We start from the raw sequence: 20,922 nt of genomic DNA on the forward strand, positions 1-20,922 counted from the left end.
GATTACCGCGACTTCACGAACGGCACGCCGATCGCCTTCGGCGCCACCGACTTCGCCATCAGCCCCGCCAGCACGATCACGGTAACGACATACGGCACCATCTGGATCAGCGCGCCGGGGATGCGGCCGACGACCGGCAGGTCGACGCCTTCCAGCTGGATCTGCACGGCGCCGAAGAAGCCGAACATCAGGCAGCCCAGGAACGTGTAGAACGGCCGCCAGTTACCGAACACCATCGCTGTCAGCGCCAGGTAGCCGGCGCCGGCCGACATGTCGCGCAGGAAGAAGCCGCTCTGCACGATGGCGAGATACGCGCCGGAGAACGAGCACAGTACACCGGCGATCAGCATCGCCAGGTAGCGCGTGCGTTCGACGGAGACGCCTGCCGCGTCGGCCGCATGCGGGTTCTCGCCGCAGGCACGCAGGCGCAGGCCGAAGCGCGTGTGGTACAGCACCCAGTGCACCAGCGGCACCAGCGCGAAGGCCGCGTACACGAGCACCGTGTGGCCGCCCAGCAGCTGCGTCCAGATCCAGCCGAGCACCGGCACGTCCGCCACCGCGGCGCTGCCCGGCAGCACCACTTCGCCAAGGCGCGCTTCGCCCAGGTCCGGCGTGCGGCCGCCCTGCTGGAAGAAGTACTGGGCCACGACGAACGTCAGCCCGCTCATCGCGATATTGATCGCGATGCCGGCCACCAGCTGGTTGCCCTTTTGCGTGATGGCGATGGCGCCCTGCAGCAGCGCGATCACGACGGAGACGGCGATGCCGGCCAGGATGCCGTACCACGGATTCTGCGTCGTGAACGCCACCGCGGCGGAGACGAAGGCGGAGGCGAGGATCTTGCCTTCCAGGCCGATGTCGATGACGCCGGAGCGTTCCGCGAACAGGCCGGCCATCGCGGCGAACAGCAGCACGGGCGCGTTGCGCACCGTGGAGACGACGATGCTGCCGAGGTGGAGGTCTTCGAAAGTCATGCTTGTTTCCCCTTGAGCAGTTTGGCCAGCACGGGCGCATACAGGTACTCCATCGCGCCGCAGAACAGGATGATCAGGCCCTGGATGAAGATCACCATCTCGGGCGGAATGTTCGGCTTTTCCAGCGACAGGTCGAAGCCGCCCTGCGTCAGCGCGCCGAACAGCACGGCGGACAGGAAGATGCCGACCGGGTGCTGGCGCCCCATCAGCGCGATCGCGATGCCGATGAAGCCGGCGCCGCCGACGAAGTTCAGCGACAGGTAATGTGTCGAGCCCATGATCGAGTTGACGGCGCCCAGGCCGGCCAGCGCGCCCGAGATCAGCATCGTCACGACGATCATCGCCGAGATCTTGACGCCGGCGTAGTGGGCCGCGTGCTTGTTCAGGCCCACGGCACGCAGCTTGTAGCCCCACGACGAGCGCGACACCATCACGCCATAGATCACCAGCGCGATGATGGCCAGGAAGAAGCTGACGTTCAGCGGCGTGTCGCCGAGCACGGGGAACCAGTCCGACAGCCGCGGCATCTCGGCCGCCTGCGAGAACACGCGGCTGGCGGTGTTCTGCTCGCCGGCCGGGATCAGGAACTTCACGATCACGAAGTTCATCAGCTGGCTGGCGATGTAGTTGAACATGATCGTCGTGACGACGATGTGGCTGCCCCGTTTCGCCTGCAGGTAGCCGGGCACGAAGGCCCACAGTGCGCCGAACAGCGCCGCGCCGAGCATGCCGGCGGGGATCAACAGGTACCACGGCAGCGTGGCGTCGAACGCCAGCATCGCGATGGTGATGCCCAGGCCGCCCAGGTACATCTGGCCTTCCGCGCCGATGTTGAACAGCCCCGCATGCATCGCCAGCGATACCGCCAGGCCCGTGAACACGAACGTCGATGCGTAGAACAGCGTGTACGACAAGCCTTCCGGATTGACGACCGCGCTGTTGATCAGGATGTGCATCGACTCGACCGGGTCTTCGCCCAGCAGGTGGATGACGAGCGCCGCGACCAATAGCGCCGACAGCAGGTTGAGAAGAGGAAGAGCAACAGCGGTTGCCCAGCGCGGGAGATCGTTGGTGGTCATGATTTGTGCGTGCCCCCCATCAGCAGGCCGATGCGGGTGGTGTCGAATTCATTGATCGGCAGTTCGCCGGTGATGCGGCCGCCGCACATCACGAGGATGCGGTCGGCCAGCGCGCGCACTTCCTCCAGCTCGACGGAGACGAGCAGGATCGCGACGCCCGCGTCGCGCAGTGCCAGCAGCTGCGTGTGGATCGCCTCGATCGTGCCGATGTCCACGCCGCGCGTCGGCTGGCCCACCAGCATCAGCTTCGGCTTGGCCAGCACTTCGCGCGCGATGACGACCTTCTGCTGGTTCCCGCCGGACAGCAGGCCGATGCGCAGGTCCGGGTTCGGCGGGCGCACGTCGAACTCCTTCAGCAGGCCGGCGCAACGCTCGGCGATGCGCTTGAAGTCGAACAGGCCCCAGCGGCCCTTGATGTGGTCCTGGTAGCCGAGGAAGGTGTTCTGCATCACGGAGAAGTTCTTCACGACGCCGTCGCGCAGCCGGTCTTCAGGCACGTGGGCGATGCCCAGGTCGCGGAACACGAGCGGCAGGCCGTCCGGGTCGTGGCGTTTGAATGGCAGGGGCTTGCCTTCGAAGTCGGCGCTGCCTGCCGTCGGCAGGCGCATGCCGGACAGGATCTCCATCAACTCGCTCTGGCCGTTGCCGGACACGCCCGCGATCGCGACGATCTCGCCGGCGCGCAACGTGAAGTCGATGTCGTCCAGCAGGGAGACGCCCGTGTTGTCCTTCAGCTGCAGGCCTTTCACCTCCAGCACCGGCTTGCCCGGGCTGTACGGCGCGCGGGGCAGGTTGTTCTCGATCGGGCGGCCCACCATCATGTTGGCCAGCTCCTCCTTCGACGTCCGCGCCGTCTCGACCGCGCCGACCACGCGGCCGGCGCGCATCACCGTCACGGTGTCGGTGATGTCCATGATCTCCTGCAGCTTGTGGGTGATCAGGATGATCGTCTTGCCCTGTTCCTTGAACAGCTTCAGGATCTCGAACAGCGACTCGGTTTCCTGCGCGGTCAGCACGGCGGTCGGCTCGTCCAGGATCAGGATGTTCGCGCTGCGGTAGATTTGCTTCAGGATCTCGACGCGCTGCTGCACGCCGACGGACAGGTCGTGGATCGTCGCCAGCGGATCGACGTCCAGGCGGTAGCGCGCGCAGATCTCGCGCAGCTTGGCTTCCGCCTCGGCGCGGTGACTGGCCAGGCGGAAGCCGCCTTCGGTGCCGAGCATGACGTTGTCGAGCACCGTCATGTTATCGACCAGCATGAAGTGCTGGTGCACCATGCCGATGCCGAGGCGGATCGCTTCCTGGCTGGAGCGGATCTGGCGCACCTGGCCGTCCAGCAGGATGTCGCCGCCGTCGGCCTGGTAGTAGCCGTACAGGATGCTCATCAGCGTGGACTTGCCGGCGCCGTTCTCGCCGACGAGGCCATGGATCGCACCCTTGGCGACCGTGAAGCTGACGTCCGTATTCGCCTTCACGGCTCCGAAATGCTTGGAGATGCCGCGGAATTCAACAGCTGGCTGCATAGGATTTAATGTTGACGTATTGACTGAAAAACGCGCCGCGGGGCATGGCCCCGGCGGCGCGTTTTGTGCGTGCTGCGTGAAATCAGGCCGGGCAGGCGGCGCCCGTACGGATGTCGATCACCTTGATCTTGCCGTCGATGATGTCCTTGCGGGCACCCAGCACCTTCTTCTCGATCTCAGGCGTGATCAGCTTGCGGTTGTTGGCGTCCAGCGCCCAGTCCACGCCGCCTTCCTTCAGGCCCTTGGCGGTGACGCCGGCCTTCCAGGTGCCGTTCTTCATCTGCATGAAGCTGTCGTAAACCGCGTTGTCGACGCGCTTGACCATCGAGGTCAGCATCGTGCCCGGGTACAGGTGGTTCTGGTTCGAATCGACGCCGATCGCCAGCTTGCCCTTTTCCTTGGCCATCTGCAGCGTGCCCATGCCCGAGCCGCCGGCGACCGCGAACACGACGTCCACGCCGCGCTCGAACTGCGAGCGGGCCAGTTCGCCGCCCTTGGCCGGGTCGTTCCAGGCCGCGGCCGTGGTACCCACCATGTTCTGCACGATCTCGGCCTTCTTGTCGACCGACTTCGCGCCCTGCGCGTAGCCGCAGGCGAACGTGCGGATCAGCGGGATGTCGATGCCGCCGATGAAGCCCAGCTTCTTGGTCCTGGAAGCCAGCGCGCCGGCCACGCCGACGAGGTAGGAGCCTTCCTCTTCCTTGAACGTGACGGAGTTGACGTTGTTACCCTGGGCGACGCCGTCGATCAGCACGAAGCGCACGTTCGGGAATTCCTTGGCGACCTTCTGCACGGCCTGCGTCTGCGCGAAGCCGATCGACGCGATCAGGTCGAGCTTTTTACGGGCGAGGCCGCGCAGCACCTGCTCGGCCTGCGTATCGGAAGAAGCCTGCACTTCGATGAAGTTGATGCCGGTATCTTTCTTGAAGCGCGAGGCGCCTTCGAAAGCGGATTGGTTGAACGACTTGTCGAACTTGCCGCCGGCGTCGTAGACGATGCCCAGTTTCGGATCGGCTGCGAATGCGCTGGCCGAGACCGCAACTGCGGCGATCATCATGGAAAGTTGTTTGATTTTCATGAAATGGCTCCTGGAAGTCCGTTATTGTATAGTTTTTGTGAGCAAAACATGTACCCCGGCGGTGCCTGGGACCGCCAAATTCGCGGTAAACCAGCGGCTTTAGAGGTTTTGCTCGGCACGCACCCGCGTTCCAGATTTTTCGTCATTGCATTTTTGTAACCGGTTGTCTCAGACCGGCTCGACTACGTTGTTGCGTTTGCACGACAGCGTCCATTCTTCCGCCCTGACGCCGGCGCTGTTGTTTTCCACCCACTCCAACGTCCCGTGGCGCGCCGCTTGCGAGCTGTTTCCTCTAGGGCCGCGCCCCAGGCGGGCCGGGGATAGCAGCACACTATGCACCAGCGCCAATATGTACGACAAATACCTTTTTTCTTGACTATTTATATTGAAAACATCTCAATAAATGGGACGTTGCCGTGATTTCCGGTCACATTCATTCATGCTAGCATCGCGCCTTATTACTCTCTTGCTAACGCGAAACACTCAACAATAAGGAAAAGATATGAAACAAACCCATCGGTACGCGGCCCGCTCGATGATGGCGCTGGCGATCGCCGCCGCCTTCCCGCTGGCTTACGCCCAGGAGAGCACCGACGCCCCCGTCGAGAAGGCGCAGCCGGGCCAGCTGGAGACGGTGATCGTGACGGCCCAGCGCCGCGCCGAGAACATCAAGGACGTGCCGATGTCGATCGCCACCGTGAAGGGCGAGAAGCTGGACGTGTTGACGTCCGGCGGCCAGGACATCCGCTTCCTGTCCGGCCGTTCGCCGTCCGTGGCCATCGAATCCGACTACGGCCGCACGTTCCCGCGCTTCTACATCCGCGGCCTGGGCAACACGGACTTCGACCTGAACGCGTCGCAGCCGGTGGGTCTGGTCATGGACGACATCGTCCAGGAAAACCCGATGCTGAAGGGCTTCCCCGTGTTCGACGTGGACCAGGTGGAAGTGCTGCGCGGCCCGCAGGGCACGCTGTTCGGCCGTAACTCGCCGGCCGGCGTGATCAAGTTCGATTCCGCGAAACCCGTGTTCAAGCAGGAAGGCTACCTGGCCGCCGGCTTCGGCAAGGATCGCGTGCGCAACGTCGACGGCGCCTACAACCTCCCCGTCAGCGACACCGTGGCGATCCGCTTCGCCGGCCTGTCGCAGCACCGCGGCGACCGCGTCTCGAACGACCGTCCGACCGGCACGCGCGAATTCGAAGGCTACAAGGACAACGCCGCGCGCCTGCAGGTGCTGGTGAAGCCGACCGCGAACTTCTCCGCGCTGTTCAACGTGCACGGCCGCGACATGGACGGCACCGCGACGCTGTTCCGCGCCAATATCCTGAAGACGGGCACGAACGACCTGGTCGACGGCTTCGATTACGACAAGTACCCGACCGACGGCATCAACGAGCAGCACCTGAAGAACAAGGGCGCCAGCATGCGCCTGCGCTGGGACCTGCCGGGTGTGACCTTGCACTCGATTACCGGCTACGAGAAGCTGGAGTTCTACAGCCGCGCCGACGTGGACGGCGGCTATGGCGCCGTGTACGCGCCGCCGATGGGCCCGGGCTTCATCCCGTTCGTCGTCGAGACGGCCGACCTGATCCCGAACCACAAGCAGATCTCGCAGGAGTTCCGCGCCGAGTCCACCAACAAGGGCCCGCTGCAGTGGATCGCCGGCCTGTTCTACTTCAAGGAAGACATCCAGATCGACTCGATCGCGTTCAACTCGCTGGCCGCCGGTAACCCGCAGGTGCCGAACTACGCGACGCAGACGCAGAACGCTAAGTCGTATGCCGTATTCGGCTCGCTGAACTACGCAGTGTCCGACCGCCTGAAGCTGCGCGGCGGCGTGCGCTACACGAGCGACAAGAAGGACTTCGTCGCCCAGCGTATCGAGACGACGGGCCGCACCTATCTGCCGCTGCATGACGATTCGAGCAACATCAGCTGGGATGCCTCCGGTACCTACGTCGTGAACCCGGACACCAACGTGTTCGCCCGCGTGGCGACGGGCTACCGCGCGCCGTCGATGCAGGGCCGCCTGAACGACCTGACGAGCCGGCCGTCGATGGCGGGCGCCGAGAAGGTGCTGTCCGTCGAAGCGGGCGTGAAGCAGGACCTGTTCAACCGCCGTGCGCGCATGTCCGCGACCGTATTCCACTACCGCGTGAAGGACAAGCAGCTGACCGCGGGCAGCGGCTCGGTGAACATGAACCAGCTGCTGAACGCCGACAAGGCGATCGGCCAGGGCGTGGAGCTGGACCTGCAGGCGAACCTGTCGCAGAACTTCTCCGCGACGTTCGGCTCCAGCTACAACGACACCGAGATCAAGGACGCCAGCCTGTTCGTGCTGCCGTGCGGCGGCGGCTGCACGGTGACGAACCCGGTCTCGTTCGTGAACGGTTCGCGCGTGGCCCTCATCAACGGCAACCCGCTGCCGCGCGCTCCGAAGTGGCAGCACAACTTCACGCTGAAGTACAGCGCCCCGGTGGCGAACGGCGAAGTGTATGCGTTCACCGACTGGTCGTACCGCTCGTCGTATAACTTCTTCCTGTACGAAGCGGTCGAGTACAAGGCGAAGGACCTGCTCGAAGGCGGCCTGCGCGTCGGCTACAAGTGGGGCGACGGCAAATACGACCTGGCCCTGTACGGCCGCAACATCACGAACGAAGTGCAGTCCGTCGGCGCGATCGACTTCAACAACATGACGGGCATCCTGAACGAACCGCGCACCTACGGCGTGCAGTTCCGCATGAACTTCTAACCCCCGCCACGCACCACGACGCCCCGCCCCGAGCGGGGCGTTTTATTTGTACAGTGTTGTTTTTTCGAATACAGGGACTGTCCCTCGATTCTGGAAATATTTCCTGAAATTGGGGACTGTCCCTCGTTTTTGGAAATGTTTTTGGTGCAAGGGCGTAGCGACCCGTAGCCCTTGCGGCAGTCCGCACAGGGTGCGGAACCTGCCGCGTGGCATCGAGGTTTGTGGTGTTTTTGTTGAAAATCGCGATGGGGACTGTCCCTCGATTTTGGAAATATTTCCTGATTTGAGGGACAGTCCCCTGATTTTGGAAACATTTTGTTGGGAGGTCGATGCATGCAGTCCGCTGTGAATCTCTGGCCGCTGGTCGGCGTCGCCGTCGTCATCGTCGGGTTTTTGTTGCGCGTGCATCCGGTGCTGGTCGTCGTCGCGGCATGTGTTGCGACAGGCGCTTCGGTGCTGATGTCGCCGCTCGAGTTGCTGGCCGCGCTGGGCACGGCGTTCGTCAAGACGCGCAACCTGCCGATGATCCTTCTGCTGCCGCTGGCGGCCATCGGCCTGCTCGAGCGCTTCGGTTTGCGTGAGCATGCGCAGGCGGCGATCGGGCGGGTGCGCTCCGCCACCGCGGGCCGGCTGCTGATCCTGTATCTCGCCGTGCGCGAGCTGTCCGCCGCGCTTGGGCTCACGTCGATCGGTGGCCATCCGACGATGGTGCGCCCATTGATCGCGCCGATGGCCGAGGGCGTCGCCGAGCGGCAGGCCGGCAAGCTGCCGGAGGAAGCGCGGATGCGCGTGCGGGCGATGGCCGCCGCCACCGACAACGTCGGCCTGTTCTTCGGCGAGGACATCTTCGTTGCCTTCGGCGCCATCGTGCTGATGCAGACGATCCTGCGCGGCGAGGGTATCGAGGCCGATCCGCTGCACATGGCGCTGTGGGGCATTCCGACGGCGGTCAGCGCGTTCATCATCCACGCATGGCGCCTGCACCGGCTCGACGTCTACCTGGCCGGAGCGCGCCGATGATCGTGACGCTCGAGCTGTTCTACTACGTGGTCGGCGGGCTGCTGGCCGCCGTCGCCGTGATGTCGCTGACGGACCGCAGCAATCCGCGCCGGTACACGAGCGCGCTGTTCTGGGCGCTGTATGCCGTCATCTACCTGGCCGGCGACGTGCTGCCGCCGGAAGTGGCCGGTGGGATGATGGTGGCGATGGCGCTGCTGGCGGGCTGCGGCGGGGTCCGTGCCGGCAAGCCCGCTGTGCTGCCGGAAGGCGAGCGCCGCGCCAGCGCGGCAAGGCTGGGCCACAAGCTGTTCCTGCCCGCGCTGGCGATCCCGTTCGTCACGATCCTCCTTGCGACGTTGCTGAAGGACGTCAAGGTGGGCAGCCTGCTGCTGATCGATCCGAAGCAGGCCACGCTGGTCGGCCTGGGCTGCGCATCCATCATCGCCGTGCCGCTCGCATGCGCGCTGACCCGGTCGACGCCGCCGCAGGCGCTGCGCGAAAGCCGCCGCCTCGTCGATGCGATGAGCTGGGGTTTCGTGCTGCCGCACATGCTGGCCGTGCTGGGGCTGCTGTTCACGCAGGTGGGTGTCGGCAAGGCGGTGGCGTACCTCGCCACGTCCTCGATCGACATGGATACGAAGCTCGTCGCTGTCGTCGTCTACTGCGCGGGCATGGCGCTGTTCACGATCGTGATGGGCAATGGCTTTGCCGCGTTCCCCGTGATGACGGGCGGCGTGGGCATCCCGGTGCTCGTCGGGGTGTATCATGCGGATCCGGCCGTGATGGCGGCGATCGGCATGTTCAGCGCCTACTGCGGCACCTTGATGACGCCGATGGCGGCGAACTTCAACATCATCCCGGCCGCGCTGCTGGAACTGCCGGACAAGCATGCCGTGATCCGCGTCCAGATCCCGACGGCGCTGCCGCTGCTGCTGGTGAACATGGCGCTGCTGTACTTTCTGATGAACCGATGAACTGCGCGATGAACACCGTCCTCCTGACCGGCTTCGAGCCATTCAACCAACAACCGATCAATCCCGCGTGGGAGACCGTGCGTGCGCTCGATGGCTGGCGCGGCGACGATCATGTTGTCGTATCGCGCCAGCTGCCGTGCGTGTTCGGCGACGCCCTCGCGGCGCTGCACGCGGCGATCGACGAGCTGCGGCCGGACGTCGTCATCGCGGTCGGGCAGGCGGGCGGACGCAGCGACATCACCGTCGAGCGCGTGGCGATCAATGTCGACGACGCCCCAATCGCCGACAACCGGGGCGCGCGCATCGTCGACGAACCGGTGATCCCTGGCGGCCCGGTGGGCTATTTCAGCACGCTGCCGATCAAGGCGATCGTGCATGCGCTGCGGGAAGCCGGCATCCCTGCATCGGTCTCGCAGACGGCCGGCACGTTCGTCTGCAACCACGTCTTCTATGGCCTGATGCACGCGCTGCGCGACAAGCCGGCGATCCGCGGCGGCTTCATCCACATCCCGTTCCTCCCGCAGCAGGCGGCACGCCAGCCGGTGCCGACGCCGAGCATGTCCCTGGCCGACATGATCGAAGCGGTGAAGATCGCCGTCGCCACGACGTGCAGCACGACAGGTGACCTGCGCGAAGCGGGCGGCGGCACGCACTGACGGCCGAGCCCGTGTCCCGTTTTAAGCCTTCTGGGGTCAGACCCCGACAGGACACGAGCTGAACGATGCAGACCTGCTGAGGCCGTGTCCTGTCCGGGTCTGACCCCAGGGGTAGAGAAGTGGACACGAAGTCAGCCGTAGCGCCTCACCGCTCCGGCGGCCGCAGGATGTTCAGGAACGCCCGCACCACCGGTGCGTCGTCCGTCGTCGTGTAGGTGATGTACAAATTGGCCGACGGCGGGTTGGTGCGGATCGGCAGGAACACGACGCCTGGCCAGCCGATGCGGGACGTCGTCTCCGGCATCAGCGTCACGCCCAGGCCCGCGCCCACCATCGCCAGCAAGGTTTGCGGCTCGGACGCTTCCTGGAAGATCGTCGGCTGGAAGCCCGCGTTGACGCAGCACTGGATCAGGTAGCGGGGGAAGGCGGACTTGTCGAGGGCCAGTGTCAGCATCGGTTCGTCGGCGATGTCGGCCAGCTCGATCGCGTCCATCTTCGCCAGCGGATGGTGTTCGTTGACGGCCACGCACACGTTCTCGCGGAAGCACAATTCCTGACGCAGGTTGTCGTTTTTGAGGTCGTTCTCGTCCAGCTTCGGCTCGCGCCAGAAGCCCACGTCGATCTGCTTGGCGCGCAGCGCGTCGTACTGGACGGTGGGGCCGAATTCATGGATCGTCCACGTCACGCGCGGGTACTTGCTCTGGAATTCCTCCAGCAGGCTGGGGATCGGGCCCCACATCGCCGAGCCGACGATGCCCACGCGCAGCCGGCCCACTTCGCCGCGGTCGATCTGGCGCACGGTGTCGATCGTCATGCGCATTTTCGCCAGCAGGTCGGCCGCCTCGTGCATCAGCGCGCGGCCGGCGACGGTCAGCTCGAAGCTGCGCGTCGTGCGCGCGAACAGCTTCACGCCCAGTTCCGCCTCCAGCTTCATGATCTGCTGCGACAGCGGCGGCTGCGAGATGTGCAGCCGTTCGGCAGCGCGGCTGAAACTCTTTTCCTCGGCGACTGCAAGGAAGTACTTCAGTTGCTTCAGATCGATCGACATGGCGTGCCGGGCTTTATGCGGTCAGGAGCGCCTGCGCCAGGGCGGCGCCGACGCGGGCGTTGTTCTTCACCAGCGCGATATTGGTGGCCAGGCTGCGGCCGCCCGTCAGCGTCTTGATCCGCGCCAGCAGGAATGGCGTCACCTTCTTGCCCGTCACGCCGTTTTCCTCCGCTTCCTGCAATGCCTGCAGCGTGATGCCGTCGATCTCTTCCTTCGGCATCGCTTCCTGTTCCGGCACCGGCGCCGCGACGACGACGCCGCCCCGCAGGCCCAGCTCCCACTTCGTCTTCACGAACGCGGCCTGCTCTGCCGGCGTATCCAGGCGGAAGTCGGCATTGAAGCCGCTTTCGCGCGTGAAGAACGCGGGGAAGCCTTGCTGGCCCACGCTCACCACCGGCACGCCCTGCGTTTCCAGGTATTCCAGCGTCAGGCCGATGTCGAGGATCGATTTCACGCCCGCGCACACGACGGCCACATTGGTCTGCGCCAGTTCCTGCAGGTCGGCCGAGATGTCGAAGCTCGTCTCGGCGCCGCGGTGCACGCCGCCGATGCCGCCCGTGACGAACACGGAGATGCCGGCCAGCTGCGCGCAGATCATCGTCGCGGCCACCGTCGTCGCACCGAGCTTCTTCTGCGACAGCGCATACGCCATGTCGCGGCGGCTGACCTTCATCGCATCCGGCGACTTGCCCAGCAATTCCAGCTGCTCGTCCGTCAGGCCGACGCAGATCTTGCCGCCGATGAGGGCGATCGTCGCGGGGACGGCGCCGCCGTCGCGGATGATCTGCTCGACTTCGCGCGCCGTCTGCACGTTTTGCGGATACGGCATGCCGTGCGAAATGATCGTCGACTCGAGGGCGACGATCGCTTTGCCGGCCGCGCGCGCGGCGGTCACTTCGGGGGAGAAGGCGAGGTACTGTTGCATGGTCATTCCTGTTCGTGGGAGAGGGGAGCGCCGGACCGTGAGCCGAACAGGCTCGCCGTCAGCGCGGGCGATACGGTGTGGTTGCTCTGCAGCGTCAGCGCCGCCGCCTGCAGGCCGCGCTGGCAGGCGTCCGTCAGGCTGGCGTCGCCCTGGGCGAGCGACCAGCAGACGGCGGCCGAGAATGCGTCGCCGGCACCGGTGACGTCGACGACGGCCGCGTCGTCGAGCGCCTGGGCCGGCAGCCATTGCAGGTCGCCCGGCACCGTGTGATAGACGCCGGCCGCGCCGCACGTCACGATCACGTCCTGCGCGCCGTCGGCCTGCAGCGCGCGGCAGGCGTTGCGCACCGCCGCTTCGGTGGGCAGCGCATGACCGGCACGCGCTTCCAGTTCGCCGCGGTTCAGGATCAGCAGGCGCAAGCCCTGCAGCGCGCGCGGCAGGCGCGCCATCTTCGGCTGCGATACCGCGACCAGCACCAGCGGCACGCCGCCGTTGCGCGCGTCCGTGAGCAGCGCCGCCACGCTGTCGTGCGGCAGGTTCAGGTCCGCCACGACGAGCGATGCGGCATTGCGCTGCGGCTGGCGGCCCGCCAGGATCGCCGGCGTCAGTTGTTCGTACAGCGCCATGTCGGCCAGCGCCACGACCATCTCGCCGCCCGCATCGAGCACCGCCGTGTAGGTGCCGGTGGCGACGCCGGGCAGCACCAGCGTGCCCGTCATGTCGATGCCATTCGCCTGCGCATGGCCGCGCAGGGCCTGGCCCGCGTTGTCGTCGCCGAGCGCCGTCAGCAGCGCGCACGGCGTGCCGAGGCGGGCCAGGTTTTCCGCGATGTTGCGGGCTACGCCGCCATACGTCTCTTCCGCATTGGCCGGGTTGGACGTGCCGAGCTGCAGCGGGGCCAGGGTGCGCAGCTTGCGGTCCAGGTTCGCCGCGCCGATGCACAGCACGGCGCGTTCCTGCGGCAGCACGTAGGCGCGGCCCATCAGCCGCCGCTCGCGGATCAGTGTGGCGACGTGGCCGGCGACGGCGGAGCGCGACAGGCCGAGCGCATCCGCCATCTCCTGCTGCGAGATGAACGGATTGGATCGGATCAGTTGGTACAGCTGTTCTTTCTTACTCAAGCGACGCTTCCTGCAAACTTTTGTTCACCATCCTAAACAGATGTCGAATTCCTGTCAAACGGCTATAATAGACGTTTATTTATATACGGTGCATATAAATGACAAAGAAAAATGGTATTTGTCATACATATCCGCGATGATGCATAGTGTCGCCTGCCGGATTTGCGCCCGAATAATGTCCGCTCGCGCGGCTGCCCCGAACCCAAGTCATTAACGAGATTCCTATGTCGAACAATTCCCCCTTCCAGGCCGCCGCGATCGTGCGTGCGCGCATGCCGGCCGGCTTCGCACCGCGCGCCGCGCTGATCCTCGGTTCCGGCCTCGGCGTGCTGGCCGACCAGATGCAAGATGCCGTCTCGATCGGCTTCGACGAGCTGCCCGGCTTCCCGATCAGCACCGTGCATGGCCATGCGGGCCAGATGGTGCTGGGCACGCTGGCCGGCGTGCCGGTGGTGTGCCTGAAGGGCCGCGGCCACTTCTACGAAGGCTACGGCATGGGCGTGATGACGAGCGCGATTCGCACGTTGAAGCTGCTGGGCTGCGAATTCGTGTTCGTCACGAACGCCGCCGGCTCGCTCCGCACGGAAGTGGACGCCGGTTCGCTGGTGGCACTGAACGACCATATCAACTTCCTGCCCGGCACCCCGATGATCGGCCCGAACGACGAGCGTTTCGGTCCGCGCTTCTTCAGCATGGCCAATGCCTACGACGCGGAACTGCGCAAGCTGCTGCAAGCCACCGCCGCCGAACAAAGCATCACGCTGCACGAAGGCGTGTACATCGCCTATCCAGGCCCGAACTTCGAAACGCCGGCCGAGATCCGCGCGTTCGGCCGCCTGGGGGCGGACGTCGTCGGCATGTCCGTCGTGCCGGAAGTGGTGCCGGCGCGGCACTGCGGCCTGAAGGTCGTCGGCGTGTCCGTGATCACGAACCTGGCCGAAGGCCTGTCGCCGTTCCCGCTGTCGCACGAACAGACGCTGAAGTACGCGGCGATCGGCGCCGAAAGCCTCGTCAAGCTGATTCACGCGTTCTTCGCGAACGTGGCGAAGGCTTAAAAGAATCGGTAACAAGCAGGGCGGCCAAGGCCGCCCTTGATCATTTCAGAGAGACGCATCATGTCACGCGCATTCATCCTCCTGCTCGATTCGTTCGGCCTCGGCGCCACGCCGGATGCCGACAAGTACGGCGACGCCGCCTGCGACACTTTCGGCAATATCGCGAAATGGGCCGCCAGCGAAGGCAAGCCGATGGCGCTGCCCACGCTGGAAAAGCTGGGCCTTGCGGCCGCCGCCCACACGGCCACGGGCCGCTGGGCCGCCGGCTTCGGCCAGCGTGAAGGCTTCGCCGGTGCGTATGGCGCCGCGCGCGAAAAATCGACGGGCAAGGACACGCAGAGCGGCCACTGGGAAATCGCCGGCGTGCCCGTGCTGTTCGACTGGGGCTACTTCCCAAAGACGGTGCCGTCGTTCCCGCAGGAGCTGACGGACAAGCTGCAGGAACTGACCGGCGTGCCGGGCTTCCTCGGCAACTGCCACGCGTCCGGCACGACGATCATCGCCGACCTGGGCGACGAGCACGTCGCCACGGGCAAGCCGATCCTGTACACGTCGGCCGACTCGGTGCTGCAGATCGCCGCGCACGAGGAGCACTTCGGCCTCGAGCGCCTGTACGACATGTGCGAGAAAGCCTATGAGCTGGTCAAGCCCTACAACATCGGCCGCGTGATCGCGCGTCCGTTCGTGGGCAGCGACGGCAACTACAAGCGCACCGCGAACCGCCACGACTACGCCGTGCCGCCGCCGGCGCCGACCCTGCTGGACCACGTGAAGGATGCGGGTGGCGAGGTGATCGCGCTCGGCAAGATCAGCGACATCTATGCCGGCAAAGGCGTGTCGCGCGTCGTCAAGGGCCCGGACAATATGGCGCTGTTCGACCGCCTGCTCGAAGTGGAGCAGGAAGCGGGCGACAAGTCGCTGACGTTCGTGAACTTCGTCGACTTCGACATGCTGTTCGGCCACCGCCGCGACGTGCAGGGTTACTCGCAGGCGCTGCACGAGCTGGATGCGCGCCTGCCTGAATTCATCGGCAAGCTGAAGGAGGGCGACCTCGTCGTCATCACGGCGGACCATGGCTGCGACCCGACGTCGCCCGGTTCCGACCACACGCGCGAGCACATCCCGATGATCTTCTTCGGCCCCGGTGTGCAAGGCCGCGAGCTGGGCATCTCCGAAACGTTCTCCGACATCGGCCAGACGATCGCCCACCACCTCGGCGTGCAACCTCTTTCCAACGGAACCAACCTCTTATGAGTAACCCCCTGAGCATTCCCGAAGACTTCAAGCGCAACGAGGCCGTGGGCCTCGACCTGGGCTGGCTGAACCATCTGCACGTGAACAAGGCGGCGGCCGACCGGCGCGCCGCGTCGCTGGCGAACCGCCGCACCGTGAAGAAGGAATACCAGGCTGCGTGGCTGATCAAGGCGATCGAACTGATCGACCTGACGACGCTGTCCGGCGACGATACCCCGGGCCGCGTCGAACGCCTGTGCATGAAGGCGCTGCGGCCATTGCGCTCCGACCTCGTCGAAGCGCTGGGCATCGCCGACCGCAACCTGAAGACTGGCGCAGTCTGCGTGTACCACGAGATGATCCGCCACGCGGACAAGGTGCTGAAGGGCCGCCTGCCGATCGCGGCCGTGTCGACGGGCTTCCCGGCCGGCCTGACGAACATGGAAACGAAGGTGCGCGAGATCGAGCTGTCGGTGGCCGACGGCGCGCAGGAGATCGACATCGTCATCACCCGCCAGCACGTGCTGACGGGGAACTGGCAGGCGCTGTACGACGAGATGCGCGCCTACCGCGAAGCATGCGGCGAAGCGCACGTGAAGGCGATCCTGGCGACGGGCGACCTCGTCACGCTGGAAAACGTCGCGAAGGCGTCGTGGGTCTGCATGATGGCCGGCGCGGACTTCATCAAGACGTCCACCGGCAAGGAAGGCGTCAACGCGACGATCCCCGTGTCGCTCGTGATGGTGCGCGCGATTCGCGAATACTACGAGCGCACCGGCTTCAAGGTCGGCTACAAGCCGGCCGGCGGCGTGTCGACCGCGAAGGCCGCGCTGCAGTACATGACGGTGATGAAGGAGGAACTGGGCAACGAGTGGCTGGAGCCGCACCTGTTCCGTATCGGCGCATCGAGCCTGCTGACCGACATCGAGCGCCAGCTGGAACACCACGTCACGGGCGCCTACTCGGCCGTCCACCGTCACGCGCAACCGTAAAAGAAGACCGCCATGCCAACCATCAAAGAGATCCTGAACACCATGGAATACGGCCCCGCCCCCGAGAGCCAGAAAGAAGCGCAAGCGTGGCTGGAAGAGCGCGGCCGCAAGTTCGGCCTGTTCATCGACAACCAGTGGAGTGAACCCGGCGAGACGTTCGCCTCGACCAACCCGGCCGACGGCAAGCCGCTGGCCGACATCACGCAAGCGACTGCGGGCGACGTGAACCGTGCCGTCGAAGCCGCGCGCCGCGCGCAGCCGGCATGGGCCGCCCTCGGTGGCATCGGCCGCGCGAAGATCCTGTACGCGATCGCGCGCCTGATGCAGAAGCACGCGCGCCTGTTCGCCGTGCTGGAGACGCTGGACAACGGCAAGACGATCCGCGAAACGCGCGATGCGGACCTGCCGCTCGTCGCCCGTCACTTCTACCACCACGCCGGCTGGGCGCAACTGCTGGACGAAGAGTTCCCGGGCCACCGTCCGGTGGGCGTCGTCGGCCAGATCGTACCGTGGAACTTCCCGCTGCTGATGCTGGCCTGGAAGATCGCGCCCGCACTGGCGGCCGGTAACACGATCGTGTTCAAGCCGGCCGAGTTCACGCCGTTGACAGCGCTGCTGTTTGCCGAGATCTGCGTGCAGGCCGGCGTACCGGCCGGTGTGGTGAACATCGTCACGGGCGATGGCCGCACGGGTGAAGCCATCGTCAAGCACGAAGGCATCGATAAACTGGCGTTCACCGGTTCGACGGAAGTGGGCCGCTTGATTCGCGAAGCGACGGCCGGCAGCGGCAAGAAGCTGTCGCTGGAACTGGGCGGCAAGTCGCCGTACATCGTGTTCGACGATGCGGACCTGGATGCGGCCGTCGAAGGCCTCGTCGATTCGATCTGGTTCAACCAGGGGCAGGTGTGCTGCGCCGGTTCGCGCCTCTTGGTGCAGGAATCCGTCGAAGCACGCTTCCTGAAGAAGCTGAAGAGCCGCATGGACAACCTGCGCCTCGGTTCGCCGCTGGACAAGTCGATGGACATCGGCGCGCTGGTCGACCCGATCCAGCGCCAGCGCATTCATGGCCTCGTGGAAGCGGCGCGTGCCGAGGGCTGCGAGATCTACCAGCCGGCCGCCTGCGAACTGCCGGCCGATGGCTCGTGGTTTCCACCGACGCTGATCACTGGCGCATCGACGTCCGCCGCCGTGGCGCAGGCCGAGATCTTCGGCCCGGTGCTGGTGGCGATGAGCTTCCGCACGCCGGCCGAGGCGGTGCAGCTGGCGAACAACACCGTGTACGGCCTCGCTGCCTGCGTGTGGTCCGAGAACATCAGCCTCGCGCTGGACGTGGCGCCGCAGATCAAGGCGGGCGTCGTGTGGATCAACACGGCGAACCAGTTCGACGCGGCGTGCGGCTTCGGTGGCTACAAGGAGTCGGGCTACGGCCGTGAAGGCGGCCGCGAAGGCATGTTCGAATACCTGGTGCCGGTGTCGGAAGATGCGCGCCCCGCAGCGCCCATCGTGGCGAAGCCGGGCAAGGCCAAGGCTGCCGTGCCGGCGGCCGATCCTTTCGCGATCGACCGCACGGCGAAGCTGTACATCGGTGGCAAGCAGGCGCGCCCGGATGGCGCGTACAGCCGCGCGATCCATGGTGCCGACGGCACGTTCCTCGCCGAAGTGGGCGACGGCAACCGCAAGGACATCCGCAACGCCGTCGAGGCAGCGCACAAGGCGGCTGGCTGGACGAAGGCCACCGCTCACAACCGCGCGCAGGTGCTGTACTACATCGCCGAGAACCTGGCCGCGCGCGGCCGTGAATTCGCCGACCGCATCGCCGCCCAAACGGGCACCCGCGACGCCGAGAAGGAAGTGCAAGCGGCGATCGAACGCCTGTTCTACTGGGCCGCATGGGCCGACAAGTACGATGGCGCCGCGCACCAGCCGCCGATGCACGGCATCACGGTGGCGCTGAACGAAGCGGTCGGCGTGATCGGCATCGTCTGCCCGAACGAGAACCCGCTGCTGGGCTTCATCTCGCTGGTGGCACCGGCGATCGCCGTCGGCAACCGCGTGGTGGCGGTGCCGTCGGAAGCGTACCCGCTGTCGGCCACTGACCTGTACCAGGTGTTCGACACTTCGGACCTGCCGGGCGGCGTGGTGAACATCGTCACGGGCAGCGCCGACGAGCTGGCGCGCACGCTGGCCTCGCACGGCGACGTGGATGCCGTGTGGCGTCACGACGGTTCGGCCGAAGGCTGCGCGGAAGTGGAGCGCCTGTCGGCCGGTACGCTGAAACGCACGTGGGTCGGTGGCGCGAAAGGGCGCGATTGGTTCAGCACGCAGCAGGCCGCGGGCCGCACCGTGCTGCAGCATGCGACGCAGGTGAAGAATATCTGGATTCCGTACGGGGTCTGAAGCCCGCGAAGGCGCAGGTTCGCGTGAAAAAACCAACGGCGCAAAGCCGGGGTCAGACCCGGCGGGTCTGACCCCAGGTTCACGCCTGGGGTTTTCTCTGTTGCTAACTGCGCTTTGAATCCTATCGAAGAAAGAGAACACACATGTACCTCCCCCAGGAAATCATCCGCAAGAAGCGCGATGGCGGCGCATTGACCGCCGACGAAATCCGCTTCTTCGTCCGCGGCATCACGTCCGGCGAAACGACCGAAGGCCAGATCGCCGCGCTGGCGATGGCCGTCTTCTTCAACGACATGTCGATGGACGAGCGCGTCGCCTTCACGCTGGCGATGCGCGACTCCGGCGACGTGCTGGAGTGGAAATCGCTCGGCCTGCCGGGCCCCGTGATGGACAAGCATTCGACGGGCGGCGTCGGCGACGTCGTGTCGCTGCTGCTGGGCCCCATGATCGCCGCGTGCGGCGGCTTCGTGCCGATGATCTCCGGCCGCGGCCTGGGCCACACCGGCGGCACGCTCGACAAGTTCGATGCGATCCCCGGCTACTGCACGGTGCCGGACAATGAACTGTTCCGCAAGGTCGTCAAGGAAGTGGGCGTGGCGATCATCGGCCAGACGGCCGCGCTGGCGCCGTCCGACAAGCGCTTCTACGCGATCCGCGACGTGACCGCGACGGTGGAATCGGTGGCGATGATCACCGGCTCGATCCTGTCGAAGAAGCTGGCCGCGGGCCTGGACGTGCTGGCGATGGACGTCAAGGCCGGCAGCGGCGCGTTCATGCCGACCTACGAAAAATCGGTGGAGCTGGCCGAGTCGATCGTCAACGTCGGCAACGGCGCCGGCACGTTGACGTCGGCCCTGCTGACGGACATGAACGAGTCGCTGGCGCCAAGCGCCGGCAATGCCGTCGAAGTGCGTGTGGCGATCGACTACCTGACCGGCAAGTCGCGCCCGGCGCGCCTGCATGAAGTCACGCTGGCGCTGTGCGCCGAGATGCTCGTGCTGGGCAAGCTGGCCGCCAACGAACAGGAAGCGCGCGCCAAGCTGCAGGCGTCGCTCGATTCCGGCGAAGCCGCGGAACGCTTCGCCCGCATGGTCGCGGCACTGGGCGGCCCGGCCGACCTGATCGGCAACCCCGACAAGTACCTGGACCGCGCACCGATCATCGTGCCCGTGCCAGCCCCGCGCGCCGGTTACGCCGCGACGACGAACTGCCGTGGCCTGGGCCTGGCCGTCGTTGCGCTGGGCGGCGGCCGCACCCGTCCGCAAGACACGATCGACTTCGCCGTCGGCCTGACGGACCTCGTCGAACTGGGCCAGAAGATCGACGCCGGCCAACCGCTGGCGCTCGTCCACGCCCGCACCGAAGCGGCCGCCCAGCGCGCGATCGCCGACGTGCAAGCCGCCTACACGATCGCCGACACGGCCCCGGCCACGAACCCGATCGTCTACCGCACGATCCGCCCGTAAGCAATCGCCCGTAAACCGACCGCCGAGCTGGTCGCTTTACAACAGGGGGACTGTCTCTCGTTTCAGGAAATATTTCCAAAAACGAGGGACAGTCCCCATCCGCCAAGTGCTTGATATTCGAGCGGAAGCGGCGAAAAACGGGCTTTTTCGGTTGTTTTACAACAGGGGACAGTCCCCGGTTTTGGGAAATATTTCCAAAAACGAGGGACAGTCCCCGAAATTGGGAAACATTGCAGATGAATACTGATCAGTTGATTGAGGAAGCGAAGGCGGCGCGGTTGAAGGCTTATACGCCGTACTCGAACTTCAAGGTGGGGGCGGCGTTGCTGACGCGGGATGGCAAGGTGTTCCATGGCTGTAATGTGGAGAACGCCGCGTATGGCCTGTGCAACTGCGCTGAGCGCACCGCGTTCTTTTCCGCGTTCGCGCATGGCTACAAGCAGGGCGACTTCGAACGGCTTGCTGTCGTCGGCGAGACGGAAGGTCCGATCGCGCCGTGCGGTGCGTGCCGCCAGGTGATCCTCGAACTGGGTGGTAACGAGCTGCCTGTCGTACTGACGAACCTGAAGGGCGACGTGTACGAGACCACCGCTGCCGCCCAGCTGCCGAACGCGTTCGGCGGCCACGACCTGCAGCGCCGCTGATCCGCC

The 20,922-nt window shown here is 65.7% G+C and carries 17 protein-coding genes; 10 read left to right on the top strand and 7 right to left on the bottom strand.

Annotated features, from left to right (window positions below):
* Nucleotides 1-2: 2 nt before the first annotated feature.
* From IP92_RS01475 to IP92_RS01490, 4 genes are all read right to left on the bottom strand, one after another.
* On the bottom strand, nt 3-974 hold the full coding sequence (locus tag IP92_RS01475) for an ABC transporter permease (RefSeq protein WP_145872755.1): 972 nt from the start codon (nt 972-974) through the stop codon (nt 3-5).
* On the bottom strand, nt 971-2,053 hold the full coding sequence (locus IP92_RS01480) for an ABC transporter permease (RefSeq protein WP_145872756.1): 1,083 nt from the start codon (nt 2,051-2,053) through the stop codon (nt 971-973). The genes IP92_RS01475 and IP92_RS01480 overlap by 4 nt, the downstream gene beginning before the upstream one ends.
* Nucleotides 2,050-3,576, bottom strand: a complete 1,527-nt coding sequence (locus tag IP92_RS01485) for an ABC transporter ATP-binding protein (RefSeq protein WP_145872757.1) — start codon at nt 3,574-3,576, stop codon at nt 2,050-2,052. Before IP92_RS01485 ends, IP92_RS01480 begins: the two co-directional genes overlap by 4 nt.
* An 82-nt stretch (nt 3,577-3,658) precedes the next feature.
* A complete protein-coding gene (locus tag IP92_RS01490) occupies nt 3,659-4,654 on the bottom strand; it encodes a BMP family lipoprotein (protein WP_145872758.1) in 996 nt (331 codons plus the stop codon).
* A 502-nt stretch (nt 4,655-5,156) separates the two neighbouring features.
* Between IP92_RS01490 and IP92_RS01495 the strand changes: the two genes are divergently transcribed.
* The 4 genes from IP92_RS01495 to pcp all read left to right on the top strand — a co-directional run bounded on the left by IP92_RS01495 (nt 5,157) and on the right by pcp (nt 10,035).
* Nucleotides 5,157-7,406 carry a TonB-dependent receptor gene (locus IP92_RS01495; protein ID WP_145872759.1) on the top strand — a complete coding sequence of 750 codons (2,250 nt, stop codon included), beginning with the start codon at nt 5,157-5,159 and terminating at the stop codon, nt 7,404-7,406.
* Between the two features lie 333 nt (nt 7,407-7,739).
* Nucleotides 7,740-8,426: a DUF969 domain-containing protein gene (locus IP92_RS01500; protein ID WP_145872760.1), complete on the top strand. Its 687-nt coding sequence runs from the start codon at nt 7,740-7,742 to the stop codon at nt 8,424-8,426.
* Nucleotides 8,423-9,379: a DUF979 domain-containing protein gene (locus tag IP92_RS01505; RefSeq protein WP_145872761.1), complete on the top strand. Its 957-nt coding sequence runs from the start codon at nt 8,423-8,425 to the stop codon at nt 9,377-9,379. The genes IP92_RS01500 and IP92_RS01505 overlap by 4 nt, the downstream gene beginning before the upstream one ends.
* 8 nt (nt 9,380-9,387) lie before the next feature.
* On the top strand, nt 9,388-10,035 hold the full coding sequence (pcp, locus tag IP92_RS01510; RefSeq protein ID WP_145872762.1) for a pyroglutamyl-peptidase I: 648 nt from the start codon (nt 9,388-9,390) through the stop codon (nt 10,033-10,035).
* Between the two features lie 145 nt (nt 10,036-10,180).
* Here pcp and IP92_RS01515 read toward each other — a convergent pair whose 3' ends face one another.
* From IP92_RS01515 to IP92_RS01525, 3 genes are read right to left on the bottom strand one after another with little or no spacing between them, the layout of a single operon-like run.
* Entirely contained in the window at nt 10,181-11,083 is a 903-nt protein-coding gene (locus tag IP92_RS01515; protein WP_145872763.1) for a LysR family transcriptional regulator, read from the bottom strand.
* Nucleotides 11,084-11,096: 13 nt separating this feature from the next.
* Nucleotides 11,097-12,008, bottom strand: a complete 912-nt coding sequence (locus tag IP92_RS01520) for a pseudouridine-5'-phosphate glycosidase (RefSeq protein ID WP_145872764.1) — start codon at nt 12,006-12,008, stop codon at nt 11,097-11,099.
* 2 nt (nt 12,009-12,010) lie between these two features.
* Nucleotides 12,011-13,129 (bottom strand): carbohydrate kinase, encoded by a 1,119-nt coding sequence (locus tag IP92_RS01525; protein WP_229418558.1) that lies wholly within the window; start codon nt 13,127-13,129, stop codon nt 12,011-12,013.
* A 224-nt stretch (nt 13,130-13,353) separates the two neighbouring features.
* On the opposite strand from IP92_RS01525, the gene xapA reads away from it, so the two are divergent.
* From xapA to IP92_RS01555, 6 genes are all read left to right on the top strand, one after another.
* Nucleotides 13,354-14,184, top strand: a complete 831-nt coding sequence (gene xapA / locus IP92_RS01530) for a xanthosine phosphorylase (RefSeq protein WP_145872765.1) — start codon at nt 13,354-13,356, stop codon at nt 14,182-14,184.
* A gap of 60 nt (nt 14,185-14,244) precedes the next feature.
* On the top strand, nt 14,245-15,438 hold the full coding sequence (locus IP92_RS01535; RefSeq protein ID WP_145872766.1) for a phosphopentomutase: 1,194 nt from the start codon (nt 14,245-14,247) through the stop codon (nt 15,436-15,438).
* Complete coding sequence (gene deoC / locus IP92_RS01540) at nt 15,435-16,409, top strand: deoxyribose-phosphate aldolase (protein ID WP_199271805.1); 975 nt, start codon at nt 15,435-15,437, stop codon at nt 16,407-16,409. Before IP92_RS01535 ends, deoC begins: the two co-directional genes overlap by 4 nt.
* A gap of 12 nt (nt 16,410-16,421) precedes the next feature.
* Nucleotides 16,422-18,806, top strand: coding sequence for an aldehyde dehydrogenase family protein (locus tag IP92_RS01545; protein WP_371860873.1), 2,385 nt, complete (start codon nt 16,422-16,424; stop codon nt 18,804-18,806).
* Nucleotides 18,807-18,949: 143 nt separating this feature from the next.
* Complete coding sequence (gene deoA / locus IP92_RS01550) at nt 18,950-20,272, top strand: thymidine phosphorylase (RefSeq protein WP_145872767.1); 1,323 nt, start codon at nt 18,950-18,952, stop codon at nt 20,270-20,272.
* A 236-nt stretch (nt 20,273-20,508) separates the two neighbouring features.
* Nucleotides 20,509-20,916 carry a cytidine deaminase gene (locus tag IP92_RS01555; protein WP_145872768.1) on the top strand — a complete coding sequence of 136 codons (408 nt, stop codon included), beginning with the start codon at nt 20,509-20,511 and terminating at the stop codon, nt 20,914-20,916.
* The last annotated feature ends 6 nt before the right edge of the window (nt 20,917-20,922 follow it).

The sequence above is a fragment of the Pseudoduganella flava genome, from assembly GCF_007830495.1.
Lineage (GTDB): Bacteria > Pseudomonadota > Gammaproteobacteria > Burkholderiales > Burkholderiaceae_D > Rugamonas > Rugamonas flava.